We start from the raw sequence: 25,048 nt of genomic DNA, 5'->3' as shown, positions 1-25,048 counted from the left end.
GGAGATTAAAGTGTGATTATTTCGTGGATATCGCGATCGGCTTCTGCGTGTCGAGCCAAAGCTTCGGCAGCAGTTTCGCCGTTGTAGTAGAGTATATGTTCCGACACATTATCGAGTGTGACGGTATCAACCTCCGGCGCGCCCGACCATGTTGCCGCGTTGACTTCGTCCATCGCATTTGTGAATGCCTCGACGACAAGTTCAACAGAGAAACCATCGGGGTTAATTCCAGCGATGATAATGTCAAGCTCGTTAGACTCCGGCAATTTCGTCATGTGGTATGTGCCGAGAATTTCGGGTTTTCCGGACTTGTCGTTGTCACCATGAACACCAAGATTTATCAGGCGGATAAGTTCCTCACCAGAACCACTAAGAGAACCACCGGTAACTCGAATGTACTGAAGTACATTTTGGGGAGTTGCCGTTATAGCGTCAAGAATCTGCATAGGATTGAGGTGTGTGCAGTCGGTGATGTTTACAGACTGAATGTTGGCATATCCGTCAATCAGGAGGTTGGCGTTAGTCAGGTTGGGGAAACGGTCAAATTCGAGCCGCACGGTGGTGCCCGGCAAATGAATTTTCTTCACACTTGAGCCTGCGGGCAGATTGAGACCGGTTATAGATGAACCCTGAGCCTCGATTTCCTCAATAGATGAGCAACCGAGTAAATTGAGTGAAGAAGACAGAGTTGGAATGTTACACACGTTGATGTACGTCATCAGCGGGTGATTTCCTAAAGTCAGAGTAGCGAGTTTGCCCCGGTAGCCTTCAGTCTTGTTGCCTACAACAAGGCGCGTAAGCATGCGAGCTTGCGCGATATCACAAGTTGTAGGATAGAGCGCTGAAATGTCGCCGATGTCAGAAATGCGGTCCGCCTGGTGAATATATGTCTCGGTGTCGTTGGGTATAGCGCCATTCGGGGCAAAGAATGAAACAGTTTCCCCTGCAAGAACACGCACTGGATCCCAACCAGCGTTTGCAGCAAATCGGAATGCAAAATACCAGTCCTGAGCCGCTGTGAGATCGACCTGAATCTTTGCCGGAACAGTCGATTCTCCTGCGGTGTTTACGCGGAGGTAAATTCGAGATTCACGGAAAGATCCGGCGCCCCATTTGGCGTTTTGGTACTGAAAACGCTCGTACATGGCCCATTTACGGTGTTCCTCACGAGAGCCTTGCGCCATGTCAAGATAGTTGTTCACGGCACCAGTGCCATCTTCTGATTCCTTGCCGAATGAGTCGATATACTTGTATTTCGAGTCTGCGTTATAGACAGCCTCAGGCCACTGATCGCTCTGACGCTTGTTGAACCAGAATAAGGCCCGGTCATAGGTAAATCCGGCAGCTACCATGTCGTTATACAGTGCACGCTGCTCTGACATGAGGCTACGTTCAATGTGATTCCACAGAGTAGACGATTCGCCATTGAACACATATTTGCCAAGACTATCTGTCGAATGCGGCTCTACATACGGAATGAACATTATACGGCCCTCATTATTGATAAGCCAGATAGTATCGTTATCATAAAAAATTATGTAAACGAGACCATCAATGATTGCCCACATCATATTTTTCGCACCTTGGTCGGCAGCCACGAAGCCCTGACGGATTATATCATAAGCGAGAGCCATTCGCTTATTGAAATAATTATCAATCTGACCGGCAAACAAAGCGGCTTTTGCGTTTTTCTCTGCCTCTGTCAGATTCGGATCTGTAATAGCAAGAGAAGCGAGCCAGTCGGTGACACGTTTAAGCTGTTCAGGAAATTTGCCCCGTACATACTGTTTGTTTAGGTCGTCAGAATCAGGATAACGAGGTTCGAAGGCCCCTGTCCAATAGGGAGCAAACTTGCCGTCTACGTCCGATTTCATCCAAGCTTCCTTCACCCAAGAACCAAAGCCGGAACGCACTTGTGTCGTGAAGTCGGATACATGGAACAAGCACATAGGGTGTCCGTTGTTAAGGAACTCCCAGCACTCAACATTGTTCTCCACAAACTCTCCGGACTCGACCTTTGCAAGAATACCCTGGGCGCGAGTGCATGAGCTTCCATCATTCTTGACCCACGAGCGAAGATGTGCGTTCCAACGCCACATTTCGCCCCTATCCACCCATGCAGCGGCAGTTTCTTCATATTCGACGAGATGGTTGGTCAGAGCGTCCTCCGGCCCATTTTCAATAAGATAGAATGATATATCCTCGTCAAGAGCGGCGGCCAAAGCGTCTGTATTCCCTTGCAAAGTAGACAGCGGGCCTTCCCACACGAGGTAATCGCCGCGGTTAATCATGCCCGCATTAAAGCCCTTGATATCCTGGAATCCAAATGTCTCATGTGTAGATTTATCGTTGTTGAAATTATACTTACCGACAAAACGCACAGGAGCCGTTTCGCTTTCCTGATGGAACATCAAGCATGGGAATCCATAGATTGTAGTGCGCACGGTATTATCAATCTCCTGCATGGGGGTGATAATACCGGCAGCTTTTAGTATTTCATCAATCATATTTGCGGCCCCGGTGTTATGCGTACCCGATGACTCAGCAAAATCAGCTTTGAAACAGAATGTCTTGACAGCCTTCTGAGGAATTTCGTTTCCGTATATATCATAAGCTCTAAGGGCGAATTTAGATTCCTCTGTGCCACGGTTCAACATCTGGAACTTACCTTTGGCCTTAACCTTGAAGTTCTTGATCACATAGTACTGAGAAGATGTACCCTGGACATCAATCTCAACTAATACAGAGAAATTGTCCTCCGGGTGCCTCGGATCTTCAAAGACAAGGAGTCCGATTTTTTTATCGCCTTTGAATTTCGGTAGCTCACCAATGTATCTCACACAGGGGTATAATCTGACGGCCTTTTCATAAGAGAGAGTGTCATCGGCTGACTCCTCGTTGAAAATGTCGTTAGCGGCGAGCTTGGCGAACATCACCTCTGTATTATCCATATCGGCGATGTAATTGTTGAGCATTTGCCGGAAAGACAAGGCGATTTCATAGGCACGTATATTGTAGACATTCAGTTCGCATGAGGCATTGCCAAGAGTAATGCCCGCAGCTGGATTCTGAACAAAATAGTCATTGGTATCGTATTGAATGACACCACTATGTTTGCCGTTAATGAACAAGTGCATGAAACGGTTCGTGCCGGATACCGACTCGATGACAAATCCGATACGGATTCGTTCGTCCTGTTTGAACTTAGAGCCGACAGTCTGACGAAGAGCTGATGAGATATAGGCTTCCTGAGCCTTTATCTCAAATCCGACATTACCAGACAGACATGACACGATGGAGGCAGAGGTATCAAAGCAGTTGGAGACCGAAAATTCAAGTTCAATCGTCTTGCCGGTTGCTTTCGCGTCCACAGAGAAAGGCATGAATGGAATAAAGCAAGAGGCACCCTTTTCCAGATGTAACGCAGTAATACCTAAGCTATCCTTTTTCCAGCCAGACTGTGCGTCAAAATTGCAGTTTGAAAACACAGCGGCTGTATGGACCCCACTTTCGGAAGTAAACGACCAGTCATCGCGGTTCTCAGCGTCATTAGAACGGCCGGACGATGTCAGATATAGAGAAAGGGCGTCTGTCTCGGCCTCAATCTGAGTATGAGCCGGAGTAACGTTCACAGTAACGGAGTTCTCTGTCAAGAGGTGTGAATTCTGCACCTTGAAAGTGAATGTCAGATCTCCGTACTGTTTTACGCGATGAGAGAACGTATGTAGAGAGCGGTCAACGCGCTGTCGCTCGACGAGTTCATCACCGAGATATATTTCCACGATAGCGCCCTGGGTGTTTTCCGGATCATAAACCGCAAATGGGATTTCAATAGTGGAATATTGAGAGGCTGTGGCCGGACGCGACAACGCGATCAGCGGCTTGTAGCTGTCACGGTTGATAACCATGACATCGAACGAGATGTCATCAGTCTGCAAAGGTTCATCAGCACCAATATCACGTGTTGCGCGCATGTTTATAGTGCGAACAGAGTGATACATGCCGGTAGTCTGAATTGTTTTTACTGAAGTAGCTCCTGATGTCGAAACTGTTTCAGTTCCAGCATCGCTGCCATCGACTTCAAACGACACTTTTTTCTCGCCAGATCCGTTGACGATATAACGAATTTGGAATGGCGAGCCAATTATGTTAGCAGTAGAGATGTCATAAAGAGAGCGTAAAGAAAGAGCTGCTGCCGTTATCTTGACATTGGCTGACTGAGAAATGAGACCGTCATCGGAAGTTATACGGACTCGTACCGTATTGAGTCCGGACTGGAGCCAAAGGCCTACATCGAAAGAGTTGTAGCCCTGAGTAACGATTTTGCGGTCAACGACTGCTCCGCCGACAATCAGCTCAGCTGTACCGCCATACTGAGTATCAACATTATTGTTGATGTTGTAATGGCGCCAAAGATATTCGATTGAGTAATCGCTACCTTCGCGGATCGTAACGTTCAGAGCGGACTGGATTGTGATTTCAATCGCAGTTGGATTCGTCGAGCCTCCATCTCCGCCTCCAGGTATATTCACTGACTCGATAATGTTGTCATCACCATCAAAGAAGTGCAACATGCGAGTGACAGGGTCAAAAGAGTGCTTCTTAGAGATAGTGGATTCAACATCGGCAATAGCGGCAACGACAGCTTTGTTTGCTACCGGGTTGTCAGATTCAGAGTTGAGCGATTGGTCGACATCGACATTGAAAGAGAGATCAACATTCCCTTCGCGGTCAGGATCAGGCGGCACAGCACCGTTAATAGAAACCGTTCGGACCTCCTGGCGCCAGAATTGGTCGAGATCCCAGTCGCTGACGAGTGTACCTGTAAATTGCCAAGTCTGCCACTTACCAGCGGCATACATAAAAGTTATTTTTCGGCCACCGGTTCTGAGAGCTTCAGGCACTTTGCCCGCTGCGGCACCTCGGTTAGTAGCGTTCCAATCCTGGGTGATTTCATGGATATTTATAACATTGCCGGTAGCCGAGCCACTGGTTATTTCTTCCCATGAGTCGACATCTTGCATATCGCTATCAGCGTCTTGCCCGATATAGCGAACTTCTTTCCACCCGTCAGAGGAAAGATAGTGAACAATACAGCCGAATGGAATTAGACGCGATATATTGCTTACGTTAGAGTCAATCCAATCAGTAAAATCAACAAACTGAATGGCTCGACGAAGCTCCATGAGAGCATTTGCGTTGATATGGGCATGACCGTTTATGGAGAATAAAGCTTGAGAGTAATTTTCATTGAGTTTGTCAAAATCATCTCTCAGCTGTTTGCCTTTGGCTCCGGAATATGCCGTCTGCTCGGTTTCACCGAGAGAGAGAAATGTTCCTGGCAACTGATTTGAAGGAACGAGTCCAGAATTGTCAAGAGAGGCAATGCCGTTGGGCTGCCCAATAAGTTTTTCGACATCAGACACACGAGAGAGTGCGCGATCGGCTCGCGTAACTGCTATGTCGGCGTTACCTTGCGCATTTGCGGCCATTGTCATTGCGTCAGAAGCAGTCGAAAGAGCCTCGTCCGCGGAAGATTTGGCATTGGAGGCTGTCTGTATGGCAGCCGAAGTCTGGTTAAGGGCAGAGAGAGCGTTGGCCAGAGCTGAGTTCGCGGAGGTTTCAGCATTGCCGGCTTTAGTCAATGCGGACTGTGCTTTTTGTAGCGCAGTTCTGGAATTAGATAAAGCAGTTTGGACGTCAGCACTCATGCCGGTCATATCGATGGCCTTCATCAGAACAATGAAGTCATCGAGCAATGCCCCAAGGTAGGCAGGCGTGATGGAATTCTGAGCTACCTTAGCCTTGAGATCATTGACTTTGATTTGGAGAGAGGAGAAATCAGACATAATATGAGGAGTTCTTAGCCCAGGCAAAAAGCCCAGGCGATGAATGACACAAATTTAGATGGAGAAAACAGAGGATTAAAAGACAATCAGCGCGTGTAACCCATACGCTTGTAATGCCCGGAGCTATATCGCAGGTTATCCGAATCCAGAGCAGCACAGAACATTGATTTGAACTCGTCGCCCAATGATTCGGCCATAAAATCGCGAAGATTCATCACTGATGAGTAATATTTCAGAGAGAACCACGGTCGACGTTCACGTTTCCGACCATGTTCCTCGATGTATTCCTTATTGTGTTCATAATCACCATGGCGAAGCTCTCGGCCAACACCAAGGTCTTGCCAAAGGCCATATTCGAGAAAGTTCTGCGACAGTGTGATGTCATAAAACCGACCATCGGCCTTGACTGGCAATTCCAACGGCGAACGCCAAAGCGCTCCGGTGTCAAATACTTTTAGTTTGTAGATACGCTCGGCCCAAATGTCGATCATGGTCTTATTCCATGCCTCGATAAATTTTTGCCGGGCGTCTATTGCGTCAATTCTTGGGTCAGCCATTCGTCGGGGTTATAAGAGAGGTCAGTGTATGTGTCGAGCGCAATCTGGAAATATGCACATGCACAGCCGGTGAAGAAATATCGGTCAATCTCAGAAAAGGAGATTCGAGGGTCGATGAAAATGTCGTTTTCTTCGAGCTTCGTTTTCTCCTGGATCAATACCGACATAAACTGTCTGAACAGCTCGCGCATGTTATCCATACATTGCTCGCGAGCCATCATGTCATCGACAGCATGGCGTTTGGCGAGAAATACCGTCTTGACTCTGCGAGTGTGCGGTGTGTTCTCGATGTCGAGACCACCCTGCGATGTATCGCTGACGGCGACAAAGGCCGATGTCGAGCCCATTGTACCGAGAGCGCCGTGAAATCCTTCAAGAGAAGATACGCGGGCAAAACGATATCCGTGTGTTTTGGCAAACACGTTCAAGCCGGTCAGCCTTTCAAAAAAGGCCGCGGCATTCCAATTGAAATTTACGTAATTCATTTTGCCGGGTATTTTTTACGGATTTCATCATATTCGCGGGCCTGCGCGTCAAGTTCAGTAAGTGCCCGCATAGCGTCCAGAGAAAGGATTTCGCGTTCCTTGGTAATGTCGCCCTTTGTGAGCGCCCTGATCTGCGCGTCAATGTTACGCCTCAATTCATCATAGGACGGAGGTTCAGACTCACTGTCGCCGCCGACTTTCTTGAAAAAATTGGGGAACAGAGCCGAGACAAGGTTCTTGACACCGGCCCACCAATAGAAGATTCCAAGAGTTTCGGCTGCTGTCATTTTGATCCCCTCCTTATTGTAGAGTATTTCGGCCATTTGACGGAGCAGAGCGTCATCGGGGCAAACCTGATATCGCTGCCACTGGGTCTCGCAAGCGAGCCAGGCGTCGAATGAGAGGCCGGAGGAGATATCGGCAGGAATAGCCTCGGCACCGTCAACGACATCAAGCCGGACCGGTTCAAGCGGCAGCTCCTTAGTCCAAGACAAATGAGTCAGAGCAGCTGCCACTGTTTCGGCAGACAGCATAAATTCCATGTCGCCGGACTTTACGAGATAGCCTGAATCATACGGGCAGATGACAGTCAGGCCGGACCACTTGAAAAAGCACAATGTCTGAACCTGTGCGGAAGTCTGAGCCGCATAGTCCTCCTGAGAGCGGTAACTGACATTCTTGTTGCCGAAATTAACAGCAACCATAGCAGATAGAAGGAAACGGAGTTGATCCTGAGATAACTCCGACCAACTCTTAGGGACAGAAACATTAACGACAGTAGCCATCAGAAGAAGAAACCGCCCTGGACGGTGTTTTTGAAAGGTTCAACTTTGAATTTTTCGCCCATTTCAGCCTTCCACATTTCGTGCAGCTGCGGCCAATATTGCAACTCGCGGAGAATAGGCTGAACGAGGTGCCACACTTCGTGCTCGTCAGGACATTTGGCTTTTTGGTCGCGAGAATGGAAAGCAATATAACGTAACTCGGCCCAGCGGATCAGATCGCACAAAATCAAAGTGTGGTCTTCAGATGGCATGCAGTACCTCGCATTGCGAAGGAGCTGCATTACGTTCCTACCAAGATAATTTTGCGACAGCTCCGTTTCAAAACGAAGCGCGCTGTCACGCATAACGCGATAAGTAGTGAGCAAATCTTTATCTCGTTTGTTTGCCATAGCGTCATCGAGACCATACATGAACGTACCGAGCCAGTATTGTCCCATCGGAGTAGAGCGCCAGTCTGCCGTTTTGAGTAGGTTAATGACGAATGGGAGCATATTTGCTTCTACCATAGAAAGCAACGACGCAATAAGACGCTCGACACGTTCCTTTGACGCCGGGGCACGCCCATCGGTATTGATAACAGCAAAACCTGCGGGGCTGAGAGTGATATCAAGCGATGGCACAGCCTCGACAAAAGCTTTATAAACGATGATTTTCTTAGCAAGCGGCAGATGTCCATCAGGGAGAGAGAACCCCTCGCCGATAAAGTTATCGGTGAGCCATGCCGTTGCAGTTTCAATCCATGGAGCGAGTTTGTCGGCGAGCAGAACCTCACCCTCTACCTCATGGATAACATTAGGAATAAGAGAGCGCAGCTCATCATTAGTCATTGTCAGATTCATTGCTGTTTGTTTTAGAGGTCGTTACTTCTTTAGCGTCAGAATGTTCGTCCAAAGTGGTAAGCTGGATAAACGGGCAGTCAACGTGAACCCCTTTCCACTGATTGAATTTTATAATTATTTCATGGACGAGGAAGAGAATATCGTGATAAGGCTTTTGCAACGCTTGGGCGATAGTGTAAAGCTCACGTTTATCAGATCCGGAGTTGTTGGTCTGAGCTTTGCCCGGAACCGAGCCGACGAGGTTAGAGTGAACGCGCATGGTAAAGCACATCATATTCACTGCCTCGGCAATATCGCTTTCCCAGTCGCCGCCCTCCTTGGTTTTGCTATCAATGGAGGTCACGGTGATGTCAGCGGTCTCACCCTTACCATCAAGAGAAATGCTTTTGGGAGTAAACAAAACCGAGCCGGAATTCTCTACGTTGGTGAGGAACTCCAGCATTTCCTGTTTCTTTTCATTCATCAGTGCTTCCTGTTTCTTCTGATCAACAATGTGCTGATTAGCAAAAAGATTATCCCAGTATCGAGGAGAAACTTCAATCACATATTTGATTGGAGCGGCGTTTTTGAGCTTCGACATCTTTGCCTCTCCGATGAGGCGTTTGATGTTGTACCAACTACCCTTGAACAAGGCTGCATAGTGTGGAATAGGATAGTACATAGAATCAACGCCAGGAAATCGCGACAGGATAGCAAATTTGCGAGTTTTGGTTTTACGGGATCCGGCGCCATTTTTACGTGTAGCTCTAAGCCCCATGCGCTGCTGAAGGTCTTTCCACGGAGATCGCGGGTCAAGCAATTCGATTTCTTCGACTTTGTCCGACTGTGCGAGATTTCGGAAAGGAGCGAACAAAACCTTGGTAATCCTGCCAGTAGTTTTGTCCGCAGGGCAGAAACGACAGTAGCAAGCAGGCTTACGGTGTAGCTCTACAATTTTGTCGCCATCGTCGTTAAGGATTATGACCGAGATAGAGAAATTGAAATGCTTGAAATCCTGACACACGCCGAGGAAATAGTCAGGCATTGGATTATCGAGAAGAAAATCCTCGACCTCAGATTTTACAGCCGAAGACGCGTCTTTGGTACAATATTTAAGGCCGCTACCATAACAGACTTCGGCATTGAATATCTGACACGTCGAGAGTGTTTCATCTTTCTCGATCAAATCGAGAAGATTGTACGGTAACATATCGTCCGCCCCCCATGTAACATATTCGATTCCATCATGGGTTTTGGTGATGTTAAGATCACTGGACTCACGAAATACGGTGGTTGTTTTCGTGACGATAGCCGCCCGAACATTGGTTTGCGGAACATTATGAACGGAGAATGTATCGAAAAAATTCCCCGGAGAATAATGTTCTTGTTTCGGTTTCTGTTTATTTGCTTTTTTCATTGGAGAGAGAGATTGAATTAGAGAAATACGTCAAAATCATCAATGCCGACAATACAGACGTCATGAATAGTCCTGATTTCACCAGATCGCACGAATTTAATCGACCTCGTGCCTTTATAGCGGTCATAGCTGAGTGATATGACATCCTGCCACTCCATCAGTTTACCTTTGACCGTGACGACGTGCAAAGAAACACGTTGACCATTGTTGAGCATAGCGAGAGCTTGAGAAATATGTATGGCCTTTTTCATTGCGATAGATGATTTTTAACGGTGTAATATGACTGTGTCGGTTTCATGCGAACTCTGCTGTAAATTCATGTGAGAAGATATGCGTGCGCGAAGGCATGAGAGCACCCATGTCATCAGCAATAAGCATAGGGCGCTCACCAACGAAACGGAAGGTAAATTTTATCGATGAGAGCGATTCATCGTCGTTGTCAACCTCGATCGAGTGGTCGGTTATTATGATATCGTAATCAAAGGCGGAGGCGCACAACTGAACATCATGCGAGCCTATGAGCTGTTCTATTTCGCGGATCTGTTCATCGGTGAGTGGGCCTGTCTGCATTTCATAGGTGCGTTCGACGGTCTGATTATACTGTTTCGCAATACCAGAGCATATCGCGGTTTCCCTATCAAATTTGGTTTTACGTGTAACTACACCAACAACATCAATAAATTCGTATGCGTTGAACATGTTTCGGAATCCGAAAGTGAGGAAAAACGGGTGTTCAACGACATAGAAAATCTTTTGCATGGAGGCATAGGAAATGGCAAAATATGCGACTTTCACCAAGTCCGCACCCGTCTCCTCGTCTGTCTGATTGAGGGCATAGCGTATAATCTCATTGACAGTGAATGAAACATGATTTGAGTGACTATTTCTCGTAAAAATCCGCTCAACAGAGGCGGTGTTGCCTTCTGAATCGAGACCCACGACTTGAACCCGATACTCGTTAGAGCCATTGTACCAGTGAGCAAGAGATATTGCAGAGTTGCGATGTACGATAGATTCGCCGGACGCACACAGGAAACACTGGGTATAATCAAAGTCCGGGTCAAGGCTATATTCACAGTATAGGGCGGTAAATTCAGCGACAGTTCCGTCAATGCGAATTTCCATCATATCCCAGAGTCTCCTCTTGGCGCGAAACCGTTCCTCGATAAGCGATCCGACATCAGATAGCTCGACCACTCCATTATGCGAATAGAGCGTTGTGGAAAAAAAGCGATCAATCTCGCCTTCCGGGTCGCGAATAACCTCGACCAACACCTTTGCCTTATCGGTTCTTGCCTTTAACGAGTATAGAGCCGATGTAAGTATTGGAAAATTTTGAGGAGGAGGGTTTATTATTGTAGTTTCCATAACACAAAATTAGACAGTGTCGAACATGCTTTAAAAGACAAACGGCGAGCGGTCGCCCCGAAGGCAGCTCGCCTCATGAATGAGGCGAGCACCTTGTCAGGCTGTTTTGGCGCGTTTAGCCTTTGTGACCTTAGGCTCTTCAAGTTGTTCGCATATTGCTACACGATGTCCGGCTCTTACTAATTTAGGGAGGTATGAGTCGAGCGCATGGTGTGGAAAGCCTGCGAGATGTATTTTTTTTGCCTTGCCATTTGCTCGCGTGGTTAGAGTGATACCGAGAACCTCCGATGCTGTCTGAGCATCCTCGGCAAAACACTCGTAAAAATCGCCGCAACGAAAGAGCAACACGGCATCGGGGTGTTTTTTCTTCATTTCCTCATATTGCTTTATGAGAGGAGTAGCGGAAACTGCTTTGACCGTTTTAACGGCTTCGGCTTCCTCCTTAGCTTTCGCCTCTGCTTCGGCTTTTTCCTTTGCCTCCTGCTCGGCACGCTCTTTCGCTTCTGCCTCTTGGCGAGCCTTAGCGCGAGTGCTGACAGCCCCTGTCCGCTTAATTTCCCAAAGAATGAGGTCAAGAGCACGGCGGGCGATGATAATGCCATGACGCTTTTTGAGCAGAAATGCGTAATTAAGGGCATTTGCGGCATTGGTAAATTTGACAGATTCGGTGGTGTTGTGTTCTGCCATGTGATAGATTCCTACCGATAGACGGCCAGAGATATAATTGGCGTCAATGAATGACGGAACGATGAAGTTGTTAGGGTTGACGGTAGTGTTAGCTGCTGTGTTCATAATTCTTTTGATTTAATATGTTATTGATATTGTTGTGTTATTAGAGATTGAAGACACGGAAAAATGCGTTTGCGACTTCGACTTCAAAATGCGCTGTGCCATTATTTGACATACGACCATTTATCGGATTGGAGGAGAGGTGAGCAGCTTTTACAACCTCTTGGGGTTTGTTGATTTCAGGCTGCTGTGAGCCGGATGGCTGTACTTTATTCTTGATTTTCTGTTCCATTTTTCGTCCTTGTTATCGAGTTTGATTTAGCTTTTACATTGCAAGAAGAGGGTGGACGAAAGCACCAGAGGCAAATTTTTGGAGGGAAATACACTGCCGCAGGGAGGAAGATTTTCAGCCAAAGCACAGCCTAATTTGCATGGTGCGTGTCAGCCCTAACTTCGCGATGTGAATAGCGTTCAAATCAAATTCGAGGACATGGGCATTCAGAAAAATGGACGGAAAATCTCAGACAATGAACAGCAATCAGGAGCATTGTCGCCGGTGCTTGCAGAAATCAACGAATACCGAGAGGCAAAGAGTCAGGGATAGAAACCACAGGCCGAGACCTAAGGCTCGGTGCGCAGCATGATAGCCCGGCCCGCAGGGAGACTCCAAGAAAAAAACAAAAGGTCGCCCCCGGAATAACCGAGAACGACCTGTGGAGAGAGATCGAGAGAGGAGAATGAGTTAACCGTCAATGGCCAGGAGATAAGCCATGAGCCAAGGGCCCCAAGATGTAATTACACTGCCGGCCATAGTCCAGAGGATATCCCAAATGCAGATGTGGTTGCCGGGAAGTTTACGCTTACGGTAGAACTCCCAGCATACAGCCACGATCAACACCGCCGAGAGCGTCACAGCCACAGTAAACCAAGGCATGTGTGGAGGGATATGAGCGACGCAGAGTCCCACAATAAGGGCAATGATAGCACCCATGAGTAAATGGAGGATTTTATCAGAGCCAAATTTGTCTTTGCAAAGTGTCATTTTCGTGATTTGATCAGGAGGATTAGAGTAATTATAATGATTGCCGATAGAATCGAGAAGAAGATCACCCAGTCGGCTGGTCGGAGAAAGTCATTGTCGGTCCGGGTGTCTGTTTCAATATCGGTAGCGGATTGAGCCGAAAGATTTTCAGTCTTTTGCTCATCAACCGAGGCCTGTTCATGTGTGGCCTGTTCAGTTGATTCCTTTGCCTTAGCGTTCTCGATGGTTATTGCCTTAGGGGCAGCACGAGAGTCCGGGTGAATCGAGTCGGGCGGGAAAAACTCGACCTTAATTCCAGACATTTCAACCTCACGCAATGTTGAGAGGAGAGAGAGGATATCAACGGAAGCGTGGGTGTCAAGGCCCCCGTTAATTTCGAGGGCGCCAGTATTGGAGTAGTCCGTGACAGACTGTCGGGAGGAGCGGCACGAGTAGATCGTCGACAGGAGAATGATTGATAGTATGATTATAAATCGCATAGTTTGAAGGAGGGGCATGCCTTGTTTGCAAATTCGTAATGACAGTGAACGGTGGCTCCAGGATACTTTTTCTGAAGGGATTCCACAAGCTCGCGGAGAGCTTTCTTCTGTGCCGGTGTCCGGGTGTCTTTCGGCTCATGGCTACCGTCAGCAACTTCACCACCAACATAGCTAATACCAATCGAGCATGTATTCTGTCCTTTACAGTGAGCGCCGACAACTGACTCCGGGCGTCCTATATGGATTGATCCGTCGCGGTAAATTACATAGTGATAACCGATGTCCGAAAAACCACGGGCAAGGTGCCCCTCTCTAATCTGTTCGATAGAATAATCACGCCCTTCGGGTGTGGCTGTGCAGTGAAGAATAATCTTAGTTATTGTTCGGTGGCATGGATTAACTCCAAGGGCCTCCCAAGTTTTCGGCCCGACAATGCCGTCATCGACGAGTGCTCTGTCAGACTGAAAAGCTTTTACAGCTTCCTCGGTAATAGGCCCGAAAATGCCATCTACATGTAGGGCGAGACTCGCCTGCAGAACGCAGACGTCCTGTCCGCGACTGCCTAATTTCAGAGTTTGCATTATACAGGAAGATTGAGCCGACGCATACGAGCTTCGAGAATGGTGTCGAGGCTCGACATGAGTTCGAGCTGTTTCAGAATTAACGACTGGTCTTCAGGGGCGAGCCGACTGAAACGACTTTGATCATCGCAGAAAGCGCGAAGATTCTTTACATGTTGTGCATTGCTTCGATGTTGTTTTGCAAGGCGAATTTCAAATGGTTTCATCGTCGGAATGTTTTTTAATGTTGATGTTCATCAGAGAACCGGCTACTGCGATAATCTTGGCGAACAGAATTAGAGTCACATTACTCAGTTCTCCAACAGGAGGACTGAAGAAATCATATAGGATAAGAGAGATTGCCACAATAATGAGGATAATGCCGAGAATGTGGCGATGAGCCTGGATAGTTGATTTTTTCATTGCGGAGAGATGATTGATTACGTTGCAAAGGTACAGACGCACGAATGTACGGTAAAAGACAGGACGAACTACATGACGCCGGAAACATCGACGACAGAACAGCCGAAATACGGAAAATTCTCACACCCGATATAGAGTGTGTCAAACGCGTCTGTTCCATCAGTTCGCAATTCAAGGCGGTCATCTTCTGTTTCTGCGAGTTTTTCGCCGGATTTGTCCTTATGGAACCCATTTCGTCCACGAGTTACACCCGCCGACTGAATAGCGAGTATAAGATCATCGTTATTCTGCCTGTTGAAATATGGGGTGAGACGGTTTTTTCCGGCAAAACCGTGGTTGATAAGGTGGTATTTTTCCTCATGTCTCATGGGGTTGCCGAGGGGGGTAGCCACAACGTGCCAACCCTTTTTGCGGAATTCGTCGATAATAGTGTGTCTGAAATCGACGGAGTTGACCGCATAATTGGAACCCAGGGCAGTTGTGTCATAGTAAAACACCACCGTTTTACATTTATGGTGGGCGTAATACTGGCAGAACTCGGCGACGAGAGCCGGGATTTTACGCTCATATTTGACATAGAACGATTTGAGGATATTAAGCCGACCGAGGCTTTCATCTGGCTGTCCGGCTACAATCCAGTTGATGTTGGCATTGTAGTCCATGCCGATACAGATAGGCCTGTATCTGTCAAGGTCGCGATCGGCACGACAGTCGAGGGCTTCGGGCTGGAAGTCGTAACAGAGATTGTCAAGATACTCGAAATCACTGTCATTATACTTATGATCCTCTTTCATGGAGGAATAGAAACCGTCGCGAGCAATGCCTATTTTTTGGCACATGATCGAGGTCTGAAACGTGAGCGGTGTAAGGTCACGTTTCATATCTCGAAGGTATTGTTCGCCCAGGAGTTCGACATTCTCAACCGAGGAATATTCCCGGTAGTATGTAGCGACAGAGCGGAGCTTATTGATGTAGGCGTCAAGACGGCGAAGATGGCCCCGGAGATAAGAGGGCGGCTCGACGCCCTTTTTTCTCAATTCGAGAATCTTCTGCTTTTGGCGCCATTGCTCATAAACACCGCCCTCGATAGCCCGGATGATTTCCGGATTCATCTTTTTCTCATATTCGAGGAACCATGAGCCTTTCTTACTCTGTGGCATATCCGAAAGGATCAGAACCGCATGATTGAACGAATGGCGAGAAAAATGAGTCTTAATACCACCATTAGCCGGGAATGTTTCCTCATGCAGACGGACTGGATCAATGAACTTGGCTTCGTCGATAAGAAGCCATGACAGTGTTAGCGAGTTGGCGGCGCCAGTGCGATCCTGAGAGAGAATAACGGCCACTGAACCATTATAGAACGAAACAACCTGTTCCCAGTCATGCGGTTCTGTAATCGGTTTGGCAAAAGACTTCGGCGGACGCCGCCCAACAACATAGTGGACCCCTTTCTTAAAGCCCCATCGCTCCCAAGCAGCAAACAGACCGGGAAGAGTGTTCGTCAGGCCGTGTTTAAATGTAGGCACGACAATGCCGCCGGTAGAGCCAGGCATGCGCTGCATCATTTTCAAGGTATAAGGAGCAGCGATCGAGTCGGTTTTGCCGGTACGTCGCCCGGCCACAATAACTGTGGTTCGGGCGCCGATAAGCTGAGCCATCAACTGAGGGCGATTGAAATATGTAGGCTTAGCCTTGGGATTGATTATTTCCATCGGAGAGCGGTGCAAAAAGTTGTTTTTCTTCGAGATCGGCTTCTTCAAACTCCACGTCCACAATGTCACGAAAATCGCGAGACAGCTCCTTAGTGAGCTTGGCAATATGATTGTAGACATCGGGTATAGGTTCAAGACCGAGTACCCGCACATCAAGAGTGGCGCAGAACGGTTGAATGACAATCTCGTCATAGGGCATTGTCATCTCGTCTTCCATGTCAACGCGGTTATACTTGGCATAGGAGGCGGCGACACGTTCCATTGTTTTTGTGTCTTTACGAGCTTTTGCCATTGCATACGTTTCTAAAAACATCTCATTCGCCCGCGCCCTGTGGAAATCACGTGATTTCTGCGAGAGCAGCGGCACGAGCTGATGAATGATGTTGATGTCGGAGTATGCCGTTGACTGTGACACGTCAAAGCGCGACATTATGGCGTCGCGCAACTGGCGATCCTTCATAGAAGGATTTGCCAGCCAATAGTTATACATCTCGCGGAGACGCAGAACGCGCTCGGCGAGAGCAAGCGGATATTTTTCGCGAAGCTCGTCCTCGGCGGCAAACAAATCGACCTTACAAGCCTCAAGCGGAGAGAGAAGATTCGGCATAAAGGAATGATTTTTTTGCGCTATTCGTCGTCTTCCATATCGAGCAAAGCCCGCTCTGACATCTCCAGAGCAGCAGGCGAGCCAACACGGGCGAGCATAGCCATCTGTTTGCGGATTTCAATTTTCTGCGAAAGTTTACCACGAAGGTAAGCTTTACGGGCCGGAGAATCAGCCATAGCGATATCACTCTTGAACTCTTCCTCCGGGAGATCAAGGGTGATGGCTATTTCGGTGGGTGTTATGTAGAGAGCAGCCATTTGTTCAATGGTTGTCAACTGTTCTGCTGAATATATCATGGAATGGCACTGATTGGCGTGTTATTACAAAATTGAGCTGCTGGTGCAGGCTGTCAAACACTGACGAGTCAGTGGTGATAAAACCAGACTCATAACGGTTGCCGCGAGTAAGGTTCTGCGACATTACGACAGCGACTTTCCACTTTTCGTTTGAAACGAGAAGTATTTTCGAGTGGTTGTCGGAGAGGTAGCAGTTCTTGACCGTCTGGGCGATGAACGGCCATAGTTTGAGAGTCTTGTTTGTCGCCTTGAAATCGAGCACGATATCAAGGGAACGTACAAGCCCCTCCTTCTCGATGAAGAATATGCGTCTGAGAAATTCTTCTGATATCGAGAAAGAAGTCATCTGCACGTCAGCCGGGCCTGTCTGAGAGAGCGTCCATTTGAGAATGTCCGCTACTTGGAGGGCATTACTCAAATACGCCTGATAGCCTTTATCGGCAAGAGGCGCGAGAATATCTGTAATAGATGTCGAGCGAATCATCAGAGCAGTCCGGCGGCAGTCATTTTCTCACGGATAGTAACGGTGGGTGAAGCGATCCGGGCATACGTTTCGCGTATGCGGTCGGCCAGAGCGTCATTAGGATTGTCCGGGTCATACTTGCCGAGGAGCAGATGAATAACACGGGCTGCATTTCGCGACTCAGAGCGGGAGTCGGTAACGAGCTGCACGGAGGCCGGCGGAGTTCCTTTGATATAGTGGTCATAACGATTCCAGTTCTCGCGGTACAGAGTATCAAGAGCGATGATTTCCTTAGCCCAGGGGTAACGATCAGAGTCCGGGCAAGAGGAGTTATCCGGCGATATCAACCGCAGGCGTACATGGCATTCGCGCATTTTTCGGAGAATGTCGGCGTTATCGACATACAGCTGCTTGATTTCGTCCGGCAGTTCGTCATGGTCGGCCCGCTTGCCGCGTTGCAGCTCGGTACGATTGGAAGAGTTTTCAGGTTTTTCGAGGCCACGAGCTTTGGCGATAGACTCGACATCGGCCATCATAGAGCGCACCTGCGCGTGTGTGATATCCGCGAGGCGAGCTTTGTAGATTTTATTAAGGTGATATTCTATGGTACCGGCATGACGCGCTATATTGCGAGTGATATTGGCATAGAGAATTTTATTCCTGGTTATCCGGAGGAGGAGATCAGCGCCCTCATGGAGGTCGCGCTGCGATGGCTCTGTTTCAAGCCATATCTTTATTTTAGGGGTGAGTTCAAGGTCGATCATAATTTATTGTTTATGCCGGCGATAAACAGAGTGTTTTTGCCGTGTTTCAGTAAAAGCTCATGCATACCTTTGAGCGTTGAGCCTGTTGTAACGAAGTCATCAAACACGATGACGTTAGGCTCAACCGGGAGCACATTGAGAGTGAAAACCGCGTTGATACGTTGTCGCGAATTGCAGAAAGCAACATCTTCATAGAAAGGAATCTGCAACTGTCTGTGAATTTGTTCACAAATTAGCGAAGCAAAATTGTGTTCCTTGTGCCGCCGTTTCGGCGAAGTGCATATACACCAGTGTCCGGAGGAAAGCGCAGGGCCGAGGAACTTAACGAGAAAATCCGACACGGCGTCCGCAAAATGCGGAATTTCAGCCGGGTCGGATTTAATCTCGGAGAGCGTTCTACCCATCAACGATTTTTGCCACAACGACAGAAACCATAATCCGGCGCGAGGCGTAATCCTTGGGCGAAAGTCGAAATTACACCTTGCCTCGGTAGATTTATCCCATGCTTTGCGTTCCTGGGTAGCGAAGATGTCACGACCATTGCGAGAAAGATCACCGAGGGCCGGAGAGCCATCAGCCACCTCAAAATCCGCAAGGATAGAGGAAACGTCGGCCAACAGGCCCCCGGTGTTCTTATCAGCGTTTTCAGGGCGCTTCATTGATGATACCGTCCTCTGTCTCTATTGGCCCGGTATAGAAGGGCGTTTCGACCGGATCATCGGCCTCGACAAGAATTGTCGTGCCTGCTGTTCCTGTCGCGCCCTGGCCGTTGTCACGCGAGGGAGACACGAGAGCGCCGTCATATTGTTCACAGCCGATGACACGATATCGGCCTCTCATGTCCTCAACAAGCACGACAATACGTGTGTTGATGAGAGAGGTGGCTGCTGAGGCTGCGTCCTCGTCGATTTTCGGGTGAATGAAGGAGCCAGTCACCTTGAAAGTGCGCGAAGGTTCCTCGCCCTGAGATTCAGATTTGAATTCAGCCTTGCCGGGAAGGTGGTCGAGAGGGCGCCATTTCTCGTTTTCGGCGAGTTTGAACGCCCCCTCATATACCGATGAGGTTGGACGGTCAAAGTCATCTACGGGGATTTTGGGCCAGTCAACCACAATGTTGACTGCGGCAAACCATGCACGACGCTTAATGCCCGGAGTAACGGGCGTACCCTGACAATATTTCATATCGCGCAGGGTGCTGAAACATTTGTTAGTAGCTTCTGCCATGATTCAGATATTATAAGATTAGGCCACGGCGAAATCGACGATACGGAGACGACGAGGGTCGATGGTGCGATACTGGAATCCGAGCCACATGTCGGAGGCCATAGAGAGGTCATAGTGACCGACACGCATGATGTCGACTGAAGTCTGGTCGGCGTCGTTATATGTGCCGTACAGGAGATTGGAAGTCTGAGTGATGATAGCCTTGTCGGTGCCGTCAAGCTCAGGAACAGGAATGATCGTGAGCTTATGGCCGGAGCCCTCGACATAAGGCTGATCATACTGCTTGTTGTAAACGAGACCAGTGTGCGAAAGCAGATAAGACTCGTTGTAGGCGTCTGCGAAAGAGGTAGGACAGAGCATTACGTTGTTTTCGCGGCGGAGGAACTGATTCGACGAGAACACAATCTCCTTTGCGATATCACAGGCGTTGGCGTTGGTGACAGCTTCGCCGACCTTGAAGAGATTGCCTTTGGCAACTGAGATGTTGCCGGCCTCGATTTCCTGGTCTGCGATAGTCAGGAGGCCGTCGCAGAGATCAAGAGTGGTGTCGCCTTCAGGATTTCGCTTGCCGGTGAATGCGCACTGTGCGATGTGCTGGCCGCGAGCTTTCACGAGCTGCGCGAGTACGAGGAAGGTTGTGCCGGCCTTCTTTATTGCTTCGGTGATTACCGGATCATGGTAACCAAGGGGGATATCGAGATAATCGACCGGAGCGAAAGTTTCGATAACGTTGCCGTGATGGGTTTCGATGTCGCGGTAGTCGATGTTGACGGAAGCCTTGGAAACACGGTCGCGCTTGAACGGTGCGAACTGCGAATTGCCAGAGATTTCGCCGAAACGACGCTTGCCACGGAGTTTCTTGACGGGAATGAAGTATTTAAGTACGTCGGCCGCGGCACGAATGGGGAGCTGTCGGAGTACAGGATCCCACTGGATACAGGTGTCCTTATACTGCTGAAGGACCTCGTCGGAGATGACGAATTTTGCAGAATTTTCTGTCATTGTGGAGAGAGATTGAGATTAGAGGATTAGATGAGACCATTGCAGAGAGCGTCGCAGACCTTGTCGATGTCGAGACCGTTGAGAGGGCTTGTATCCTTGGAGGTGTCGATAACGTCCGAGGTATTCGAGGCCGGTTCTTTCACGAGATCAGCGATTTTGGCGTTGAGTTCGTTGATTTTGTTGTCTTTCTCAGTGATTTTTGCATTGAGGTCGTTGACTGTGGCAGAATGATCGGCGACAGCGGATTCAAGAGCGTCGGCCTGTTCTTCGGTAAGCGTGAGCTTACCGTCGGCAACAGTGACCGTGGCGCCCAGAAGGGCAGTAACAGCAGTGAGAGCTTTTGACATTTGAGGAGTTGACTGTGTTGCCTCCGGCACTTTGGCCTCGGCAGCGGGTTTGGAATGTGAAGATGGATTGAATAACTGCGCGAGGCGTTCAAGGAATGAGCCTTTTTTGACATCGACCGGGGGCATGGGAATTCCCTCTTTTGCAAGTGCGTCAGCCACAACATCGGTGATTTCGGGGGCAGCGTCCTCCGGATCATCGGTGATTTCATCGACAAAACCCCATTCGAGAGCTTGCTTGGCGGTCAGCCATGCCCCCTCTTTCATGAGGGTAAGCAGGTCCTCTTTCGGTTTCTTGCACCGCGAGGCATACATGCCGGCGATACAGCCGTCGATGGTTTCGTTGTCCTTTTTGAGTTTTTCGAGGTCGGCTATATGAGCGGCGAGTTCGTCCGCGTTCATGTAATCCCACTCGAAAACCACACTCATGCACTTATGCACGAGGAACAGGGCGTTTGCGTCTATGGAAACGTGCTTAGCCCCCATCGAGGCGATGGTGGCTGCCGAGGCATTCATGCCGACATAGTGGCAATGAACGTTACCATGAAGCTTAAAGAGAGAGGAAATAGAGAGGGCGGTATCGACACGCCCCCCGGTTGAGTCAATCAAGACGCAAACCTCTTTATCCTTGTGCTTGTCAAGAACAGCATTGACCATGTCGGCGGAGAAATTCCAGTCGCCGACATAGCCTTTGAGGTAGAGATTGTAATTTTTAGGCATAGCGGTTGATTGTCTATGCCGCAAAATTACGGGGAGAGGAAAACGTGATAAAAGACTATAAAATCATCACAAAACGCATGGGAGCACTGATTTTTGTGCGACATGGGTGATTTTATAGGAGCGGACCGCGGCGCTGCCTCCCGGCTCGCCAGTTGAGTCCGAATAGTTGATAATAGGTGCACACCCTTCACGTGCACCGATCAGATATTGCTTGCCTGCGGCAGTCGTTACCACGAAGGCAAGTTTTTCGCCTTCGGGTAACGGATTGACAGTGGAAAACTCCAATGTAGAATTTTCCTGGCGTGTGCCATTGACCTTTGAACCTTCCCAACGTAACACAGGCCGACCGACAAATTCGACCGAAACCGCCGGAGCAACAATGGCGACAATGCAGCCACAGATGGAATGCAACATCAGCCCTGACGGAAGATCTTTGCAACGAATGATTTGAATTTTTCTGAGACCGGGAATGGAATAGCGACTCATAGCAGTGTGCGGTTTGGGCGTTTTGGTTGAAATGGACGGAATGTGCGGTTTGGTAATTTTTGATTCTGAAGTCAACGAGATTTAACGTATTTTAACCGTCTTATATTTGACTTTTTTTGCGCAGACGATAATACATCTGACGGATCGCTTCCCAGTTGCGTTCAGAACGGTCAATACCGTGTCGGTCCATAAAGTCATAGACTATATTGGTAATCTGAACGTCATAACTGAAAAGTTCATGCAGCTCGTTAGACATGGTTGCCTGAAACAGACTTTTGCAGGCAGAAATCAGGGCAGTCTGCCCAGTCGGGGAGAGGTAGTTGAACGAGGCCGGATTGATTCCCTTGAAAGTCGGCACCTCCACCGGGAGAAGGCCGGAGGTGTCGCAGGGGCGAGAGCCATGCGGAGGCTTGCGAAGGAGTGATCGCAGAACAGCGCGAGGAGCCGAGCCACGAGGAAACACAACTCTCCCCGACTCAGAATCCCAAAAGTCATGACGAAGCCATTGTTCAAGATATTCGGGCGGATTGATGTAGACGGAGAATTGTGACATGTGATATACTATGGTTTAAGTTAACGGATTATGGGCGCAAAATTAGGAAAAATTCTGCAATCGTTAAAGTTTGCATTCTCAAATAGTTTAATTTGTGCGGGAGTTTCCAATCAGGCAGGCACAAATCTACCGTGCAAGAGTGCGCTTAATTATACATATCAGAATGTCAGGCAATTATGAGCGCACAAAATTCGTGCAAAAAGTACGGTCAGACTGTGCCTCCGGCAGGGGAATTTGTACAAAGGTGCAATCGTGCGCAAAAGTGCGAAAATAGTGCGCCATCTAAACTGCTGATTTGCAAATGTAAACGGCCTATCTGTACGAATGTACTCTTTTTTTCTCTTACAATAGGCGGGAGAAAAAAATAATTATAGAGATTGTTTCACGTGAAACATAAAATATTATAAATCAATTTATTACGACCGATTTTCAAGCATGCAGGCATGGGTGGCGGTCGGACGCCTCCCCCTGCCCCACCGCACCGGGAATAGCCGATGTGCACCTGTGCCGGGGCGCACGACCGCACCCTCATCACCGAAATCCTACCATCGGGGGGCGGGGGGGGCCAAAAGTCGGCCCGTGGAATAGGTGTTACTAACTCGATTGCAGAACGTTTGTTAATCTACTTGACAATGCCTAACTTTGCACTTATAATGGGCGCATAATGCGTATACGCGATACGCAGAAACGTATTATATATAGAGCAGCACCGTCGCCCTGGAAAAGAATACCGACCTCTAAAGGTACCATAAGGTAAAGAAGATATAGAATGGATTGTTTGAAATGCCACAAGCAATCAAAGCGGCACACCGTTGTGAAACGATGTGCCGCTTGCTTTGAAAGAAATGTTTATTCGCTCCGGCGCTGCAGTAGCCAACCGACTTTGCCGTCATAGATGATTGTACGATATCCGAGATATATCATAGCCTCGGCAACGTCGTTCAGCCCCATATCGACCATGTCGGCCAGATCGAGGATTATTTCCTGAGAGGTCATAATCCGAAAGTTCCGGCGGTCATCAGGATTATATCCTCTTGATGGGCGGTACTGAGTGTTGATGAAGCCCTCGATTACGCCGAGGAATTTGGGCTTGTTTGAATCGGGCGCCATGCCCGGATCTTTGCTGTTGTCTTCTGTGGTCATAGGAATGGATTTTTGATGTTATTATGGGCGATGAAGTCATCAATAGCGTTGCGGAGAATAAATAAATCTCCCGGTTCGTCGAGAACGACAAAACCATTGGAATATTTACCGGCTTTAACATCGATGATGATATTGGCGATGTTTACTCCGGATTCACTGTCGGCAATGATGTTAGCCGCAATGTCGATCTCCGGGACTGGAGTGTTTCGGCTCATAACCACCTCCTTTCGTCAGGGCCTCGGCCTCCGGAATGGTGACCGTGCGAGCTACCTTATGATAGAATAAGCGGAAATATGGCTGCTTATCGAAATCGACGCCGTCAGAAACTGGATATGCGGAGATTTGGCCGTATTCTCCGGAGCGGGCAATAACATGATCGACGAAAGTTGCGCGTCCACGAGTAATCTTACTATCGACAATTCGTGCTTGCTCCTGCATGGCGATAGCTATTTTGATAGGAGCGTCATCGCCATGCACAAGCACATTCTCAAAGCGCTTTGCCATCTCTTGAAAGAATTTGCCTTTGGCAGACTTTCCCGAAATCGAGAATGTCTGCACGGTATCGAAGAAGAACATCATGCCTCGCCTCCTTCCTCGTCCTCGATGGGGTGGACGATTGCATTGAAAACGGTAGTAACACAGACCGGGCACACTTTACCGCGTTCAGCAAGATAGTCGGCCAGTTCAGCGGTGGAGAGTCCGGATTTACGGACTCTATTGGCGCAATATTTGACGTTACCATCAGTCAGCTCCCAATCCTCGACGACGCACCGGGCCACAACATTGAGCAGATCTTCCTTAAAACCGTACATTGTGACCTCCTTTCTTGGCTGATTTGATATCGGCGAAGGTGGAACGGATTGTCCACACGATGGCCCAGGGCATGCCGAAAAGGCAATCGGTGCCGACGGCCTCCTGGGCCTCGATAGTGTCGGTGATAGAGATGTTGTGCCACCACATGGCGCAGACGCAGATGACGGCCACGACGGTAGACACTTTGGCCGAGAACAGGGCGCTGACGATACGCCGGGGCGTACAGTTGCACCGCGTCCAACGCCATGCCATCGAGAGGGCGCGGGAGAGGCGGACACTGGCCGGAGTTGAATACCGGGCTCCGATTGCGGGGCCTGTGAGAATCACGAGGGGCGAGGTTGAAGGTTTGCCCGGAACCTTAAAGAGAATGGATTGTTGCATAACTACTGTGAGTATCGCTGTGAAT

At 48.7% G+C, this 25,048-nt stretch carries 30 protein-coding genes and 1 pseudogene; all 31 read right to left on the bottom strand.

From position 1 onward, the window contains the following. Positions 1–5 precede the first annotated feature (5 nt). The 31 genes and pseudogenes from K2H17_RS06175 to K2H17_RS06025 all read right to left on the bottom strand — a co-directional run bounded on the left by K2H17_RS06175 (position 6) and on the right by K2H17_RS06025 (position 25,023). Positions 6–5,849: a hypothetical protein gene (locus tag K2H17_RS06175; protein ID WP_300132670.1), complete on the bottom strand. Its 5,844-nt coding sequence runs from the start codon at positions 5,847–5,849 to the stop codon at positions 6–8. Positions 5,850–5,935: 86 nt separating this feature from the next. Further along, on the bottom strand, positions 5,936–6,406 hold the full coding sequence (locus tag K2H17_RS06170; protein WP_300132669.1) for a hypothetical protein: 471 nt from the start codon (positions 6,404–6,406) through the stop codon (positions 5,936–5,938). Further along, a complete protein-coding gene (locus K2H17_RS06165; RefSeq protein ID WP_300132667.1) occupies positions 6,379–6,891 on the bottom strand; it encodes a hypothetical protein in 513 nt (170 codons plus the stop codon). Before K2H17_RS06165 ends, K2H17_RS06170 begins: the two co-directional genes overlap by 28 nt. After that, on the bottom strand, positions 6,888–7,595 hold the full coding sequence (locus K2H17_RS06160) for a hypothetical protein (protein WP_300132664.1): 708 nt from the start codon (positions 7,593–7,595) through the stop codon (positions 6,888–6,890). Before K2H17_RS06160 ends, K2H17_RS06165 begins: the two co-directional genes overlap by 4 nt. An 80-nt stretch (positions 7,596–7,675) precedes the next feature. After that, positions 7,676–8,515, bottom strand: a complete 840-nt coding sequence (locus K2H17_RS06155) for a DUF6712 family protein (protein WP_300132662.1) — start codon at positions 8,513–8,515, stop codon at positions 7,676–7,678. After that, on the bottom strand, positions 8,496–9,911 hold the full coding sequence (locus K2H17_RS06150; protein ID WP_300132660.1) for a hypothetical protein: 1,416 nt from the start codon (positions 9,909–9,911) through the stop codon (positions 8,496–8,498). Before K2H17_RS06150 ends, K2H17_RS06155 begins: the two co-directional genes overlap by 20 nt. Positions 9,912–9,928: 17 nt before the next feature. Next, positions 9,929–10,162, bottom strand: coding sequence for a hypothetical protein (locus K2H17_RS06145; protein WP_300132658.1), 234 nt, complete (start codon positions 10,160–10,162; stop codon positions 9,929–9,931). A 43-nt stretch (positions 10,163–10,205) separates the two neighbouring features. After that, complete coding sequence (locus tag K2H17_RS06140) at positions 10,206–11,279, bottom strand: hypothetical protein (protein ID WP_300132656.1); 1,074 nt, start codon at positions 11,277–11,279, stop codon at positions 10,206–10,208. A 120-nt stretch (positions 11,280–11,399) separates the two neighbouring features. After that, positions 11,400–11,669, bottom strand: a pseudogene (locus tag K2H17_RS06135) (DNA mismatch repair protein MutS); the annotation flags it as partial. A 442-nt stretch (positions 11,670–12,111) separates the two neighbouring features. Further along, positions 12,112–12,300 (bottom strand): hypothetical protein, encoded by a 189-nt coding sequence (locus tag K2H17_RS06130; protein WP_300132653.1) that lies wholly within the window; start codon positions 12,298–12,300, stop codon positions 12,112–12,114. 450 nt (positions 12,301–12,750) lie between these two features. Beyond that, on the bottom strand, positions 12,751–12,942 hold the full coding sequence (locus K2H17_RS06125) for a hypothetical protein (RefSeq protein ID WP_300132650.1): 192 nt from the start codon (positions 12,940–12,942) through the stop codon (positions 12,751–12,753). A 104-nt stretch (positions 12,943–13,046) separates the two neighbouring features. Next, the gene (locus K2H17_RS06120) at positions 13,047–13,529 is read right to left on the bottom strand and encodes a hypothetical protein (protein ID WP_300132647.1); all 483 of its coding nucleotides are present in this window, start codon (positions 13,527–13,529) and stop codon (positions 13,047–13,049) included. After that, positions 13,517–14,110, bottom strand: coding sequence for an N-acetylmuramoyl-L-alanine amidase (locus tag K2H17_RS06115; RefSeq protein WP_300132644.1), 594 nt, complete (start codon positions 14,108–14,110; stop codon positions 13,517–13,519). Before K2H17_RS06115 ends, K2H17_RS06120 begins: the two co-directional genes overlap by 13 nt. Then, entirely contained in the window at positions 14,110–14,316 is a 207-nt protein-coding gene (locus K2H17_RS06110) for a hypothetical protein (protein ID WP_300132642.1), read from the bottom strand. The genes K2H17_RS06115 and K2H17_RS06110 overlap by 1 nt, the downstream gene beginning before the upstream one ends. After that, positions 14,303–14,512, bottom strand: a complete 210-nt coding sequence (locus tag K2H17_RS06105; protein WP_300132639.1) for a hypothetical protein — start codon at positions 14,510–14,512, stop codon at positions 14,303–14,305. The genes K2H17_RS06110 and K2H17_RS06105 overlap by 14 nt, the downstream gene beginning before the upstream one ends. Positions 14,513–14,580: 68 nt before the next feature. Next, the gene (locus K2H17_RS06100; RefSeq protein ID WP_300132636.1) at positions 14,581–16,173 is read right to left on the bottom strand and encodes a hypothetical protein; all 1,593 of its coding nucleotides are present in this window, start codon (positions 16,171–16,173) and stop codon (positions 14,581–14,583) included. Positions 16,174–16,201: 28 nt separating this feature from the next. Further along, positions 16,202–16,834: a hypothetical protein gene (locus K2H17_RS06095; protein ID WP_300132633.1), complete on the bottom strand. Its 633-nt coding sequence runs from the start codon at positions 16,832–16,834 to the stop codon at positions 16,202–16,204. 20 nt (positions 16,835–16,854) lie between these two features. Then, positions 16,855–17,091 (bottom strand): hypothetical protein, encoded by a 237-nt coding sequence (locus K2H17_RS06090; RefSeq protein ID WP_300132631.1) that lies wholly within the window; start codon positions 17,089–17,091, stop codon positions 16,855–16,857. Between the two features lie 4 nt (positions 17,092–17,095). Then, positions 17,096–17,614, bottom strand: a complete 519-nt coding sequence (locus K2H17_RS06085) for a C4-dicarboxylate ABC transporter (RefSeq protein ID WP_300132629.1) — start codon at positions 17,612–17,614, stop codon at positions 17,096–17,098. Then, complete coding sequence (locus K2H17_RS06080; RefSeq protein ID WP_300132626.1) at positions 17,614–18,357, bottom strand: hypothetical protein; 744 nt, start codon at positions 18,355–18,357, stop codon at positions 17,614–17,616. Before K2H17_RS06080 ends, K2H17_RS06085 begins: the two co-directional genes overlap by 1 nt. Continuing rightward, the gene (locus tag K2H17_RS06075; protein ID WP_300132624.1) at positions 18,354–19,016 is read right to left on the bottom strand and encodes a hypothetical protein; all 663 of its coding nucleotides are present in this window, start codon (positions 19,014–19,016) and stop codon (positions 18,354–18,356) included. Before K2H17_RS06075 ends, K2H17_RS06080 begins: the two co-directional genes overlap by 4 nt. After that, positions 19,003–19,581 carry a hypothetical protein gene (locus tag K2H17_RS06070; RefSeq protein WP_300132621.1) on the bottom strand — a complete coding sequence of 193 codons (579 nt, stop codon included), beginning with the start codon at positions 19,579–19,581 and terminating at the stop codon, positions 19,003–19,005. The genes K2H17_RS06075 and K2H17_RS06070 overlap by 14 nt, the downstream gene beginning before the upstream one ends. Before the next feature lie 18 nt (positions 19,582–19,599). Continuing rightward, positions 19,600–20,583, bottom strand: coding sequence for a hypothetical protein (locus tag K2H17_RS06065; protein ID WP_300132618.1), 984 nt, complete (start codon positions 20,581–20,583; stop codon positions 19,600–19,602). A gap of 26 nt (positions 20,584–20,609) precedes the next feature. Further along, the gene (locus K2H17_RS06060; RefSeq protein WP_300132615.1) at positions 20,610–21,647 is read right to left on the bottom strand and encodes an ATP-dependent Clp protease proteolytic subunit; all 1,038 of its coding nucleotides are present in this window, start codon (positions 21,645–21,647) and stop codon (positions 20,610–20,612) included. 66 nt (positions 21,648–21,713) lie between these two features. Continuing rightward, positions 21,714–22,133: a hypothetical protein gene (locus K2H17_RS06055; RefSeq protein ID WP_300132614.1), complete on the bottom strand. Its 420-nt coding sequence runs from the start codon at positions 22,131–22,133 to the stop codon at positions 21,714–21,716. Positions 22,134–22,233: 100 nt separating this feature from the next. Continuing rightward, complete coding sequence (locus tag K2H17_RS06050) at positions 22,234–22,686, bottom strand: hypothetical protein (protein ID WP_300132613.1); 453 nt, start codon at positions 22,684–22,686, stop codon at positions 22,234–22,236. Positions 22,687–23,535: 849 nt separating this feature from the next. Next, positions 23,536–23,829, bottom strand: a complete 294-nt coding sequence (locus K2H17_RS06045; protein ID WP_300132611.1) for a hypothetical protein — start codon at positions 23,827–23,829, stop codon at positions 23,536–23,538. After that, complete coding sequence (locus tag K2H17_RS06040) at positions 23,826–24,044, bottom strand: hypothetical protein (RefSeq protein ID WP_300132609.1); 219 nt, start codon at positions 24,042–24,044, stop codon at positions 23,826–23,828. Before K2H17_RS06040 ends, K2H17_RS06045 begins: the two co-directional genes overlap by 4 nt. After that, the gene (locus K2H17_RS06035) at positions 24,001–24,408 is read right to left on the bottom strand and encodes a hypothetical protein (RefSeq protein WP_300132607.1); all 408 of its coding nucleotides are present in this window, start codon (positions 24,406–24,408) and stop codon (positions 24,001–24,003) included. Before K2H17_RS06035 ends, K2H17_RS06040 begins: the two co-directional genes overlap by 44 nt. Then, entirely contained in the window at positions 24,405–24,608 is a 204-nt protein-coding gene (locus K2H17_RS06030; RefSeq protein ID WP_300132606.1) for a hypothetical protein, read from the bottom strand. Before K2H17_RS06030 ends, K2H17_RS06035 begins: the two co-directional genes overlap by 4 nt. A gap of 19 nt (positions 24,609–24,627) precedes the next feature. Next, positions 24,628–25,023 carry a hypothetical protein gene (locus tag K2H17_RS06025; protein WP_300132603.1) on the bottom strand — a complete coding sequence of 132 codons (396 nt, stop codon included), beginning with the start codon at positions 25,021–25,023 and terminating at the stop codon, positions 24,628–24,630. Between the last annotated feature and the right edge of the window lie 25 nt (positions 25,024–25,048).

The sequence above is a fragment of the Duncaniella sp. genome, from assembly GCF_029054785.1.
In the GTDB taxonomy this organism is placed as follows: Bacteria; Bacteroidota; Bacteroidia; order Bacteroidales; family Muribaculaceae; genus Duncaniella.
Note: the sequence above shows the minus strand (reverse complement) of the source record. Positions and strands in the feature narration are given on the sequence as shown.